The following is a 12,190-nucleotide window of genomic DNA, read 5'->3' on the forward strand; positions in this document are numbered from 1 at the left end:
TTGGACCCGCCTTAGGCTGGCCTGAGCATTAGCTGAAAGTCACTCCTGCTCGCTGTCTGTGGCCGGTGCGAGCGGCAGGCGGACCCGGAACGTGGAACCACCGCCCGGCGTCTCGGTCACCTCGACCGTGCCCTGGTGCACCGTCACCAGGGCCGCGACGATCGCCAGGCCGAGGCCGGTGCCGGTGTTGCCGCCGATTCTGCGGGTCCGCGAGGCGTCCGCCCGGTAGAAGCGTTCGAACACCCGTTCCGCCTGCTCGCCGGTGAGCCCCGGGCCGGTGTCGCTCACCTCGATCACCGCCAGGTTGCCCGGCTCGGCGCGCAGCCGCAGCGTCACCGCCGCCTCGGTCGGCGTGTGCCGCAGCGCGTTGGTCATCAGATTGCCGATCACCTGGCGCAGCCGCGCGTCGTCGCCGCGAACCACCAACGGGCCGGAACCGGGCTCGATCTCCAGCTCGATCCGCCGGTCCGGCGCCATGGCGCGGGCCGCCTGCAACGCGTCGGCGGCCAGCACCGGCAGCTCCACCGGGGCGAGCGAGAGCGGGCGTTCGCGGTCCAGCCGGGCGAGCAGCAGCAGGTCCTCCACCAGCAGACCCATCCGGGCCGCCTCGTCCTCGATCCGACGTAGCAGGTCGGAGGTCTGCTCGGGTTCCCGGGCGGCACCCTGGCGGTACAGCTCGGCGAAGCCCCGGATGGTGGTCAGCGGCGTACGCAGCTCATGTGAGGCGTCCGCGACGAACTGCCGCATCCGTTCCTCGGAGCGACGGGCTCGCGCCTCGGAGGCTCGGGCGCCCTCGGCGGCCTCCCGGGCGACGGCCTCGGCGGACCGGGCCGCGAACTCCGACGCCGCGCGGGCGGTGAAGGCCATCTCGATCTGGCTGAGCATCGCGTTCAGCGCGCGGGACAACCGCCCCAGCTCCGAGGTCGGGCAGGGCTCCCCGTCCTCCGGGTCGGGCACCCGTCGGCTGAGGTCACCGCCGGCGATGGCGGCGGCGGTACGTTCGATCTCCACCAACGGTTTGAGGCTGGTCCGGACGATCGCCGCGCCGATCGAGGCGAGCAGGACCAGCACCGCCCCGCCGACCAGCAGGTCGATGTAGATCAGCCGCTTGACCGCTCGGTCCACGTCGGTGAGGTGCTGCCCAATCGCCGCCCACTGCCCGTTCGGCAGCTCGGTGTAGAGCATCCGCCAGCGCACCTCGCTGCCCCGAGCCCGCGTGTCGAACGGCTTACCGGACTTCTGCTCGAAGCCGGCGGCGTTGTCGGGCCAGGGCGGCAGGTCAGCGGTATCGAACCGCCGGCTGTCGAAGCCATATCCCTCGACGAGGCCGGTACTGCGGTTGGTGACCACCACGAGGTAGTCGGTGGGAATGCCGAGCGTGCCCTGCTGGGCCGTGATCACGGCGCTCTCGATGTTGAGGGCAGCGCCCGACAACTCGGCATCCACCTGGTCGACCAGGTAGCTGCGGAGGAAGATCGTGGTCAGCGAGGCGATCACCAGCAGCGCGGCGGCGACCAGGGCGAGGACGGCCGCGACCAGCTTGACCCGCAGCGGTACCGAGCGGAGTCGGAGCTTGCCCTGCTGTAACGGGTTCACGCCGCTGGCTTGCGCAGGACGTATCCGACGCCGCGCAGGGTGTGGATCAGCCGGGGCTCGGTGTTGTCGATCTTCCGGCGCAGGTACGAGATGTACGACTCGACGATGTTGTCGTCGCCCCGGAAGTCGTAGTTCCAGACGTGGTCGAGGATCTGCGCCTTGGACAGCACCCGGTTGGCGTTGAGCATCAGGTAGCGCAGCAACTTGAACTCGGTCGGCGAGAGCTGGACCCGCTGGCCGGCCCGGTACACCTCGTGGGTCTCCTCGTCCAGCTCCAGGTCGGCGAAGGTGAGCCGGGCGGGGGCCTGCTCGCCGGTGCTGGTCCGCCGCAGCACCGCCCTGATCCGGGCGGTCAACTCCTCCAGGCTGAACGGCTTGGTGACGTAGTCGTCGCCACCGAGAGTGAGGCCGCGGATCTTGTCGTCGGTGGCGTCCCGGGCGGTGAGGAAGACCACCGGGGTACGCGTGCCGCCCTCGCGCATCATCCGGATCACCTCGAACCCGTCGAGATCCGGCAGCATCACGTCGAGCACCACGAGGTCGGGGCGATGGTCCCGGGCCGCGCTGAGCGCGGCGCTGCCACTGGTGGCGGTGGCCACGTCGAAACCCGCGAAGCGCAGACTCGCGGAGAGCAGTTCGAGGATGTTGGGATCGTCCTCGACGACGAGCAGTCGCGCCTCGGTCTGGGTAGCGGCCATGCCGCCCATCATCCGCGCGGTCGCTGCGCCCGCGCTGGGCGGATACTGAAAATAACCTGTGAGCAGCTGTGCTGCCTCTGTCAGGCAGCCAGCCGCAGCTCCCGGGCCGTCGTCGCCGACGAGGCCGGCGAGGCCGACGGTACCGCGGACGACGGCACGAGATGCACGGCCGACTCGGCGACCCGGGCGAGCGCCCGGCGGTCGGCGGAGCGCCCGGGGTGCAGCGGCGCGCCGATCTCGACGCTGACCGTCAACTCCCGGACGGCGAGCAGCCGGCGCACCGACCGCAGCAGAGTCTCGTCGCCGACGAAGGCCGTTGCGGTGGTCATTTCGCCGGTCACCGCGCAGCGGTAGCCGATCCGCAGTGGCACGACGGGTGCGCCGGCGTCGATCGCCGCCTGGAACATCGCCGGCCGGAACCCGCTGGACGGGCGGCAGCCGGCGTCCGCACCACACCAGGTGGTCCCCTCGGGGAAGACAGCGACCGACCGGCCCGCACCCAGTGCCGCGGCGACCCGGTCCACCGTGGCGGGCAGTTCGCGCGGGCGGGAGCGGTCCACGAAGACGGTGCCGGCCGCGCGGGCCAGCAGTCCGACCAACGGCCACCGGCCCACCTCGCGCTTGGCCACCAGCCGGGCCGGGGAGATCGCCAACACCGCCAGGATGTCCCACCAGGAGACATGGTTGGCGACCAGCAACGCACGTCGCCGGGGCAGCCGACCACGCACCTCTAGGCGTACCCCGCAGGCCCGCGCCGTGGCCCGCGCCCAGCCGCGCAGCGCGACCTGCCGTTCGCGGGCGGGCAGCACCGGAAGCAGCGGCACCAGCCCGACCCCGAGCCCCACCATCGCGAGCAGGGCGGCGGCCCGACCCAGTTGCCGGGCCACCGACACCGCCGGCGACCGGCCGGGCAGCGGCAGGCAGGCGGGCCCGCAGCCGGACATCGGCCGCCACAGCGGGTGCGCCGGCGTGGTCATGGCTGCCCGCCGAGGAAGTGCCGCAGGTAGCGGGGGTTCATCCGGTCCATGGAGAGCAGCACGTAGAAGTCGGCCACCCCGAAGTCCGGGTCGTACGTCGGCTCACCGCAGACCCAGGCGCCGAGCCGGAGGTACCCGCGCAGCAGCGGGGGGACCAGGTTCACCGATCCGGCGACCGCTTCACGCGGCACGCCCGGCTCGGCGAACCAGGGCCGCAACGGTCGTACCCGCAGCGGCGGCGGCGCCAGGTGCTTCGCCCGTGTCCGGGACCACACGTCGGCGACGGCGAGACCGCCGTCGGCCACCGGCACGGAGGCGCACCCACCGAGCCAGCGCAGCCCGCGCAGGTGCAGGTAGCGGGTGATGCCGGCCCACATCAGGTTGATCACCGCACCGGTCCGGTGTGCGGGATGCACGCACGAACGACCCGCCTCGACCAGCTGCGTACGCAGCGGGTCGAGGGCGGTCAGGTCGAACTCGCCGTCGGCGTAGCGCCGGCTGGTCCGACCCGGTGGCAGCAGGCGGTACGTCCCGACCACCTCGCCGGTGCTCTCCTGCCGCACCAACAGGTGGTCGCAGTACGGGTCGTGGGCGTCCCGGTCGAGGCCGGCCGCGTCCGGGGACACGGTGGCGCCCAGCTCGCCGGCGAACACCTGGTGACGCAGGCGTTGCGCGGCCTCGACCTGGCTGGGTTCGTCGGCGATCGAGAGGGTGTAGCCGCTGGTCGTCAGTGCTACGTCCGCGGCGGGCAGAACGGCCATGCCCCTTGTGTAACGCCCAGTGGGTTGCCGGCCCTGGTGGCCAGCGGTGTCGATCCGGTGAACGCCGGCCGGCGACCGGTGGCCGACCCGCCCGCGATGCCCGTGCGGGGAGCGTGCGAGGCTGCCGGTGTCCCGGCGACGAGGCCGGGTGGCACGGCGGAGGGAAACCCGATGATCATCGAGGCGTGCTTCAACGGGCCACCCGGATCCGGCAACGGCGGCTGGAGCGCCGGTGTCTTCGCCACCGCGTACGGCGGGCCGGGTCTCCTCGAGGTGACCCTGCGCCGACCGCCGCCGCTGGACACCCCGCTCGCGCTGGTGGACGGCGAGGTGCGCGACCCGGCCGGCGAGGTGGTCGCCCGGCTGCGCCCGGCGGCGGAGTTCGACGACGACCCGGTGCCGCCGGTCGACCTGTCGACCGCCCGCGCCGCCTCGGCCGCGTACCCGGGGCTGGTGGACCACCCGTTTCCCGGCTGCTACGTCTGCGGCCCGGACCGCGCCGACGGCCTGCGGATCTTTCCCGGACGCCTGCCGGACGGCCGGACGGCCGCGTCGGTGCGGGTACCGCAGCAGGTCGACGCCGCCATGGTCTGGGCCGTCCTGGACTGTCCCGGCGGCTGGGCGGTGATCGACGCCGGCCGCCCGTACGTGCTCGGCCGGATCGCGGCGCGGATCGAGGCGCTGCCCCGCCCCGGCGACGAGTGCGTGGTCACCGGCGCGGTGATGGCTGTCGAGGGCCGCAAGGCGCAGGTGGCGACCAGCCTGTACGCCCCGGACGATGCCCTGCTCGGCCGCGCCCGGGCCACCTGGATCGCGGTGTAGGCATCGCCGTCGATCGGCTCGTACCTGGGGATGAGGCGACTCCTGCCTGAGGCGGATCACGATCTCCAGAGCGAGCCCGATTGATTTGGTTGACCAGTACCGTCACGCTGTGCAACGGCGCATTCCGGCGCCAACACGGGAGGAGAACGATGACCGACGGGCAGTCAAGCCCCACCAATGACGCGCAGATCGTGGTTTCCGGCCTGACCAAGCAGTACAAGAACGTGCTCGCGGTCAACAATCTGTCGTTCACGGTCGAACCGGGTCGGGTCACCGGCTTCCTCGGCCCGAACGGCGCGGGCAAGACCACTACCCTGCGCATGCTGCTGAACCTGGTCACCCCGACCGCCGGCACGGCGACCATCGGCGGCCGCCGGTACCCCGACCTGGCCGACCCGCTACGGCACGTCGGCGCGGTGCTGGAGGCGTCCAGCGCCCACAAGGGCCGTACCGGCGTCAACCACCTGCGGGTGATCTCCGCAGCCGCCGGGCTGCCCCGGCAGCGGGCCGACGAGGCGTTGGCCCTGGTCGGGCTCACCCCGGCGGCGAAGCGCAAGTTCAAGGGCTACTCACTGGGCATGAAGCAGCGGCTCGGTATCGCCGCCGCGATGCTCGGCGACCCCCGGGTGCTGATCCTCGACGAGCCGGCCAACGGGTTGGACCCGGAGGGCATCCGGTGGATGCGCGGGTTCCTCAAGGGCCTGGCCGCCGAGGGCCGCACCGTACTGGTCTCCAGCCACCTGCTCTCGGAGATGCAGCTACTGGCCGACGACGTGGTGATCATCGCGGCCGGGCAGCTGGTCCGGCAGGGCACGGTCGACCAGGTGATCGGCTCGATGGCGCAGGGCGTCCGGGTGCGGGTCCGCACCCCGCAGGCCGACGCGCTGACCGCCGCGTTGGCGCAGGGGCCGGCCACGGTCGAGGCCGACGGTCAGGGCGCGCTCCTGATCGCCGGGGTGGACGCCCCGACGGTGGGCCGGGCGGCGCTGACCGCCGGGGTGGAGCTGCACGAGCTGACCACTGAACGACCCGACCTGGAACGCGTGTTCCTGGAGCTGACGGCCGGAAAGGCGGGCATCCGATGAGCAACCTCGTCCGCGCCGAACTACTCAAGATCCGTACGACCAGCACCTGGTGGTGGCTGGCCATCGGGGCGTTCCTGTCGATCGCCCTGGCCTTCGCCTTCAACGCCTGGCTGGCCAGCGAGACCCTCAGCGGCGGCGGTGAGGAGTTCGGCTACACCGGGGACGCCGCCTCCGCGCCGGCCCAGGCGGCGAACCTCTACACCTCCGGCCAGTACCTCGGCCTGATGTTCGTGATGCTCATCGGCATCCTCATGGTCACCAACGAGTTCTTCCACCAGACCGCGACGACGACGTTCCTGGCCACCCCGCGACGCACCTCGGTGATCGTCAGCAAGCTCATCGCGGCCAGCCTGCTCGGCTTCGCCTTCTGGCTGGTCACCACGGTGATCGACCTGGCCGCCGGTGCGGTGTTCCTGTCGCTCAACGACTACGGCACGCAGCTCGGCGAGTGGGAGGTCCACCGGGCACTGCTGCTCAACCTGATGGCGTACGCCATCTGGACGGTGCTCGGTGTGGGCATCGGCACCCTGATCACCAACCAGCTGGGCGCGGTGATCACCGCCTCGGTGCTGTACCTGATCGGTACCCAGGTGGTGGGTCTGCTCTTCCTGCTGCTGTCGAACCTGCTGGACAACATGGCCGTGATGAAGTGGCAGGTGGTCTGGCCAGCCGCCGCGTCCCAGATCATGATTACGCCGGGCGAGAACGAGATGCTGCCCGCCTGGTGGGTCGGCGCGCTCGTGCTGGTGGGCTATGCCGTGGTCAGCGGCGTGGCCGGAATCCTGATCACCCGGCGGCGCGACATCTCCTGATTTCGGGGCCGCGAGCGGCCGACGGGCCTGGTTCACCGGTGGACGACCGACGAACCGGGCCCGTCGGCCCTCGGACGGACCCGCCGGAGCGGACCCGCCGGCCGTGGCAGCGAGCAACGGGATACCCAGCGCTTACCGAACTTCCGGCATCTATTGTGAATCGGACCACGCGACGGAGGCGGAAATGCCTTGCGGCCCGGTACGGCGTAGCCTGGGAAACCACCCGTGCGCGTCCGTCCCGACGTCACCGGACCCCACCGCGTGATACCCAAACCCGCGTGAAAGAGGCGATTACCGGCCGTGTCGACCCAGCAGACTTCGCAGGAGAACCCACTGGCGGGTTTCGGCCCGAACGAGTGGATCGTCGAGGAGATGTACCAGCGCTACCTCGCCGACCCCACCAGCGTCGACCCGGCCTGGCACGACTTCTTCGCCGACTACCGGCCCGGCCCGGGCACCGCCCGGGCAGCCGACGGTGACGGTGACGGCCAGTCAGCCGCCACCACAGCCGAACCGAAGGAAACAGCCCCGGCCAAGGCCCAACCCGCCGCCAAGAGCGCGCCGGCCACCAAGAGCGCGCCGGCCACCAAGGCCGAGCCGACCGTTGCGGCGACCCCAGCCAAGACCGAGAGCCGCCCCTCGCCCGCCCCGGCGAAGGCCAAGCCGGCGGCCGCCAAGGCCGAGCCGGCAAAGAGTCGGCCGGTGCAGACCGCACCGACCGCCGCCGGGCCGCAGACCACGCCGTTGCGCGGGGTCGCCGCCAAGATCGTGCAGAACATGGACGCCTCCCTGGCGGTGCCGACCGCGACCAGCGTCCGCGCCGTGCCGGCCAAGCTCCTGGTCGACAACCGCATCGTGATCAACAACCACCTCGCACGAGGCCGCGGTGGCAAGGTCAGCTTCACCCACCTGGTCGGCTACGCCCTGGTGCGGGCACTGGTCGCCCACCCGGAGATGAACAACTCCTTCGCCGAGGTCGACGGCAAGCCGGCGATGGTCCGCCCGGAGCACGTCAACCTGGGCATCGCCATCGACCTGACCAAGCCCGACGGCAGCCGCAACCTGGTGGTCCCCTCCATCAAGGGCTGCGAGAAGATGGACTTCCGGCAGTTCTGGCAGGCGTACGAGGACGTCGTCCGACGCGCCCGCCGCAACGAGCTGACCATGGAGGACTACTCCGGCACCACCATCTCGCTGACCAACCCCGGCGGCATCGGCACGGTGCACTCCATGCCGCGACTGATGCAGGCGCAGAGCGCGATCATCGGGGTCGGCGCCATGGAGTATCCGGCGCCGTACCAGGGCATGAGCGAGGCCACCCTGGCCGAGCTGGCGGTCAGCAAGGTCATCACGCTGACCAGCACCTACGACCACCGGATCATCCAGGGCGCCCAGTCCGGCGAGTTCCTCAAGGCAATGCACGAGCTGATGCTCGGTGAGCACGGCTTCTACGACCAGATCTTCACCTCGCTGCGCATCCCCTACGAGCCGGTGCGCTGGATGCGCGATGTCGCGGTCGACAGCGAGGGCCAGATCAACAAGACCGCTCGGGTGCACGAGCTGATCCACTCGTACCGGGTTCGCGGCCACCTGATGGCCGACACCGACCCGCTGGAGTTCAAGATCCGCAAGCACCCGGATCTGGACGTCCTCCAGCACGGGCTGACCCTCTGGGACCTGGACCGCACCTTCCCCGTCAACGGCTTCGCCGGCCGGCAGCGGATGCGGCTGCGCGAGATCCTCGGCGTGCTGCGCGACTCGTACTGCCGACGGCTCGGCATCGAGTACATGCACATCCAGGACCCGGCGGAGCGCCGTTGGATCCAGGAGCGGGTCGAGCGCAAGTACGAGAAGCCGCCGGCCGACGAGCAGAAGCACGTGCTGAACCGGCTCAACGCCGCCGAGGCGTTCGAGACCTTCCTGCAGACCAAGTACGTCGGCCAGAAGCGCTTCTCGCTGGAGGGTGGCGAGTCGCTGATCCCGCTGCTCGGCGAGGTGCTGGAGGCGTCCGCCGAGGGCGGGCTGGACGAGGTCGTCATCGGCATGGCCCACCGGGGCCGGCTCAACGTGCTGGCCAACATCGTCGGCAAGCCGTACGAGAAGATCTTCTCGGAGTTCGAGGGGCACCTGGACCCGCGCTCCACCCAGGGCTCGGGCGACGTGAAGTACCACCTCGGCCAGAACGGCAAGTTCACCACCCCGGGCGGCGACCACTCGGTCAAGGTCTCGGTGGTGGCGAACCCGTCCCACCTGGAGGCCGTCGACCCGGTGCTGGAAGGCATCGTGCGGGCCAAGCAGGACCGCATCGACCTCAAGCTGGAGGGCTACACCGTGCTGCCGCTGGCGGTGCACGGCGACGCGGCCTTCGCCGGCCAGGGCGTGGTGGCCGAGACGCTCAACCTCTCCCAGCTGCGCGGTTACCGCACCGGCGGGACGGTGCACGTGGTGGTCAACAACCAGGTGGGCTTCACCACCGCCCCGGAGTACAGCCGCTCCAGCCTCTACAGCACCGACGTGGCCCGGATGATCCAGGCGCCGATCTTCCACGTCAACGGCGACGACCCGGAGGCCGTGGTCCGGGTGGCCCGGCTGGCCTTCGAGTACCGGCAGGCATTCAACAAGGACGTCGTGATCGACCTGGTCTGCTACCGGCGACGCGGGCACAACGAGGGGGACGACCCCTCGATGTCCAACCCCCAGATGTACCGGATCATCGACTCGAAGCGCTCGGTCCGCAAGCTCTACACCGAGGAGCTGATCGGGCGGGGCGACATCACCGTGGAGGATGCCGAGGAGCTGCTGCGCGACTACCAGTCGCAGCTGGAGCGGGTCTTCAAGGCCACCCGCGACGCGGCCAGCGCGCCGCGCCAGGTCAGCCGGCCGCCGCGGCAGGACGAGCCGGAGCCGCAGGTGCAGACGGCGACCGAGGCGTCGGTCGTCAAGGCCATCGGCGAGGCGCACGTCAACCTGCCCGAGGGCTTCACCCCGCACAAGCGGATCCAGCAACTGCTCGACCGGCGGGCCCGGATGGCCGTCGAGGGAAACATCGACTGGGGCTTCGGCGAGATCATCGCCTTCGGCGCGCTGCTGCACGACGGGGTGACCGTCCGGCTCGCCGGGCAGGACTCCCGTCGGGGCACCTTCGTGCAGCGGCACGCCTCCGTGGTCGACGCGGAGACCGGCGACGACTACCTGCCGTTGAAGGCGCTGACCGGCGACGGCGAGCGCTCCCGGTTCTTCGTGCACGACTCGCTGCTGTCCGAGTACGCCGCGATGGGCTTCGAGTACGGCTACTCCGTGGAGAACCTCGACGCGTTGGTCTGCTGGGAGGCTCAGTTCGGCGACTTCGTCAACGGGGCCCAATCGGTGATCGACGAGTTCATCTCCTCCGGCGAGGTGAAGTGGGGCCAGCGCTCCGCGGTCACCCTGCTGCTGCCGCACGGTCACGAGGGACAGGGCCCGGACCACACCTCCGGTCGCCCGGAGCGGTTCCTCCAGCTCTGCGCCGAGGACAACATGCGGGTGGCCATCCCGACCACGCCGGCGAACTACTTCCACCTGCTGCGGCGCCAGGCCCTCTCGCCGAAGCGCAAGCCGCTGGTGGTGTTCACCCCGAAGTCGCTGCTGCGGCACAAGCTCTGCGTCTCCTCGGTGGAGGACTTCACCACCGGCACCTTCGCCCCCGTGCTGGCCGACCAGGCCGCTCCGGCCCCGGAGCAGGTCAAGCGGGTGCTGCTCTGCTCCGGCAAGGTCTACTACGACCTGTTCCAGGCCCGGCAGGAGCGTGGCGTCAGCGACACCGCGATCCTCCGGCTGGAGCAGCTCTACCCGATGCCGGTGGAGGAGATCCGGGCCGCCCTCGCCCAGTACCCGAACGCGGAGGACTTCGCCTGGGTGCAGGAGGAACCGGCCAACCAGGGCGCGTGGTCGTTCGTCGCGCTCAACCTGCTGGAGCACCTCGACGGGGTCCGGCTCCGCCGCATCTCCCGGCCGGCCGCCGCCGCTCCGGCCGTCGGCTCGGCCAAGATGCACGAGGTCGAGCAGGCCGCCCTCATCGAGGCTGCTCTCCCCCGGCCCTGACGCCATCAGACGCGCGCTGGGGCGGACCACCCGAGACGGGGTCCGCCCCAGCGGCATGTTCGAGGAGATCATGTGTACTTCACCGACCGCGGCATCGAGGAGCTGGTCCAGCGCCGAGGCGACGAGGAGGTCACCCTGGAGTGGCTCGGCGAGCGGCTGCGTGACTTCGTCGACCTGAACCCCGAGTTCGAGACCCCGATCGAGCGCTTCGCCACCTGGCTCGCCCGCCTCGACGACCCCGACGACGAGTAGCCGGAGCACCCGGTAGCGTGGCGGCCATGCCGCGCAGCTCCCGCAGATCCGCCCTGGTGGCGGGGGTCGCGCTGACCTTCCTGCTCTCCGGATGCGGCACCGAGGCAGCCGGGGAGCCGCCGACCGGGACGTCCAGCGCCGGCGGTTCGGCGGTGCCGCTGCCGCCCGTCTTCTACCTCGACCCGCACGGTGCAGCCGCGTTGCAGGTCACCGAGTGGGAGCGGGAGGGACGGGCCGAGGAGGCCGCGACGCTGCGCCGAATCAGCACCCGCCCGACCGCCCGTTGGCTGGTCGGCGACTCCGAGGCGGTGGCCGAGGAGGTGTCGAACTTCCTGGCCGGGGCGAGCCGCTCCGGCCAGACCCCGGTGCTCGTCACCCACAACATCCCGCAGCGCGACTGCGCTCGGCAGGGCTCGGGCGGCGCCGGGTCGGCCGAGGCGTACCAGGACTGGATCCGACGGGTGGCCAGCGGGGTGCAGGGACGCCCGGTCACGATCATCCTCGAACCGGGCGCGGTACCGGACGCGGTGCAGCGGTGCGTCGACGACGTCGACATGCGACTCGCGCTGTTGCGTGACGCGGTCGCGGTGCTCGGCAGCACCGGCAGCGCCCGGATCTACCTGGACGCCGGCCACCCGGCCTGGATCAAGGACACCGCCCGGTTGGCGGCGGCCCTGCGCCGAGCCGGCGTCGACGAGGCCGACGGGTTCGCGCTCAACGTCGCCAACTTCATCGGTACGCCACAGAACGTGACCTACGGCCACCAACTTTCCGACGCCCTCGGCGGCACGGCCACGTTCGTCGTCGACACGAGCCGCAACGGCAGGGGCGCGTACCCGCGCGAGCACGTACGCTCCGCGCCGAGCTGGTGCAATCCGCCGGGCCGGGCGCTCGGCGCGGACCCCACCACCGACACCGGTCTGGACCGGGTCGACGCCCTGCTCTGGATCAAGTATCCGGGCGAGTCCGACGGTGCCTGCCGCCCGGGCGAGCCGCCCAGCGGCGCCTGGTGGCCCGAGTACGCCCTCGGTCTCGCCGAGCGCGCCGGCTGAGGAGCGCCGGGCACGCTCCGGTGAGGCTGAGGGGCCGGGCACGCTCCGGCGAAGC

The 12,190-nt window shown here is 71.4% G+C and carries 10 protein-coding genes; 6 read left to right on the top strand and 4 right to left on the bottom strand.

The window, feature by feature from the left end; genetic code table 11:
• Positions 1-39: 39 nt before the first annotated feature.
• The 4 genes from BMY89_RS09260 to BMY89_RS09275 all read right to left on the bottom strand — a co-directional run bounded on the left by BMY89_RS09260 (position 40) and on the right by BMY89_RS09275 (position 4,032).
• Positions 40-1,596: a HAMP domain-containing sensor histidine kinase gene (locus tag BMY89_RS09260; protein WP_092378047.1), complete on the bottom strand. Its 1,557-nt coding sequence runs from the start codon at positions 1,594-1,596 to the stop codon at positions 40-42.
• Positions 1,593-2,294 carry a response regulator transcription factor gene (locus BMY89_RS09265; protein WP_092379189.1) on the bottom strand — a complete coding sequence of 234 codons (702 nt, stop codon included), beginning with the start codon at positions 2,292-2,294 and terminating at the stop codon, positions 1,593-1,595. Before BMY89_RS09265 ends, BMY89_RS09260 begins: the two co-directional genes overlap by 4 nt.
• 80 nt (positions 2,295-2,374) lie before the next feature.
• Positions 2,375-3,271 (bottom strand): lysophospholipid acyltransferase family protein, encoded by an 897-nt coding sequence (locus BMY89_RS09270; RefSeq protein WP_092378051.1) that lies wholly within the window; start codon positions 3,269-3,271, stop codon positions 2,375-2,377.
• Positions 3,268-4,032: a GNAT family N-acetyltransferase gene (locus BMY89_RS09275; RefSeq protein WP_092378054.1), complete on the bottom strand. Its 765-nt coding sequence runs from the start codon at positions 4,030-4,032 to the stop codon at positions 3,268-3,270. Before BMY89_RS09275 ends, BMY89_RS09270 begins: the two co-directional genes overlap by 4 nt.
• 171 nt (positions 4,033-4,203) lie before the next feature.
• Here BMY89_RS09275 and BMY89_RS09280 point away from each other — a divergent pair, with 171 nt between their 5' ends.
• The 6 genes from BMY89_RS09280 to BMY89_RS09305 all read left to right on the top strand — a co-directional run bounded on the left by BMY89_RS09280 (position 4,204) and on the right by BMY89_RS09305 (position 12,135).
• Positions 4,204-4,854 (top strand): hotdog family protein, encoded by a 651-nt coding sequence (locus tag BMY89_RS09280; RefSeq protein ID WP_092379192.1) that lies wholly within the window; start codon positions 4,204-4,206, stop codon positions 4,852-4,854.
• A 149-nt stretch (positions 4,855-5,003) separates the two neighbouring features.
• Positions 5,004-5,939, top strand: a complete 936-nt coding sequence (locus BMY89_RS09285; RefSeq protein ID WP_092378057.1) for an ABC transporter ATP-binding protein — start codon at positions 5,004-5,006, stop codon at positions 5,937-5,939.
• The gene (locus BMY89_RS09290) at positions 5,936-6,751 is read left to right on the top strand and encodes an ABC transporter permease (protein WP_092378059.1); all 816 of its coding nucleotides are present in this window, start codon (positions 5,936-5,938) and stop codon (positions 6,749-6,751) included. Before BMY89_RS09285 ends, BMY89_RS09290 begins: the two co-directional genes overlap by 4 nt.
• A 300-nt stretch (positions 6,752-7,051) precedes the next feature.
• Entirely contained in the window at positions 7,052-10,831 is a 3,780-nt protein-coding gene (locus BMY89_RS09295; RefSeq protein ID WP_092378062.1) for a multifunctional oxoglutarate decarboxylase/oxoglutarate dehydrogenase thiamine pyrophosphate-binding subunit/dihydrolipoyllysine-residue succinyltransferase subunit, read from the top strand.
• A gap of 72 nt (positions 10,832-10,903) precedes the next feature.
• On the top strand, positions 10,904-11,083 hold the full coding sequence (locus tag BMY89_RS09300) for a DUF6104 family protein (protein ID WP_092378065.1): 180 nt from the start codon (positions 10,904-10,906) through the stop codon (positions 11,081-11,083).
• A 26-nt stretch (positions 11,084-11,109) separates the two neighbouring features.
• Complete coding sequence (locus tag BMY89_RS09305) at positions 11,110-12,135, top strand: glycoside hydrolase family 6 protein (RefSeq protein ID WP_092378068.1); 1,026 nt, start codon at positions 11,110-11,112, stop codon at positions 12,133-12,135.
• Positions 12,136-12,190 lie beyond the last annotated feature (55 nt).

This window comes from Micromonospora phaseoli (genome assembly GCF_900109115.1).
Lineage (GTDB): Bacteria > Actinomycetota > Actinomycetes > Mycobacteriales > Micromonosporaceae > Micromonospora > Micromonospora phaseoli.

Coding starts and splice junctions, on each gene's coding strand:
- BMY89_RS09265 (WP_092379189.1), bottom strand. CDS start 2,294: ATGGCCGCTACCCAGACCGAGGCGCGACTGCTCGTCGTCGAGGACGAT.
- BMY89_RS09270 (WP_092378051.1), bottom strand. CDS start 3,271: ATGACCACGCCGGCGCACCCGCTGTGGCGGCCGATGTCCGGCTGCGGG.
- BMY89_RS09275 (WP_092378054.1), bottom strand. CDS start 4,032: ATGGCCGTTCTGCCCGCCGCGGACGTAGCACTGACGACCAGCGGCTAC.
- BMY89_RS09280 (WP_092379192.1), top strand. CDS start 4,204: ATGATCATCGAGGCGTGCTTCAACGGGCCACCCGGATCCGGCAACGGC.
- BMY89_RS09285 (WP_092378057.1), top strand. CDS start 5,004: ATGACCGACGGGCAGTCAAGCCCCACCAATGACGCGCAGATCGTGGTT.
- BMY89_RS09290 (WP_092378059.1), top strand. CDS start 5,936: ATGAGCAACCTCGTCCGCGCCGAACTACTCAAGATCCGTACGACCAGC.
- BMY89_RS09305 (WP_092378068.1), top strand. CDS start 11,110: ATGCCGCGCAGCTCCCGCAGATCCGCCCTGGTGGCGGGGGTCGCGCTG.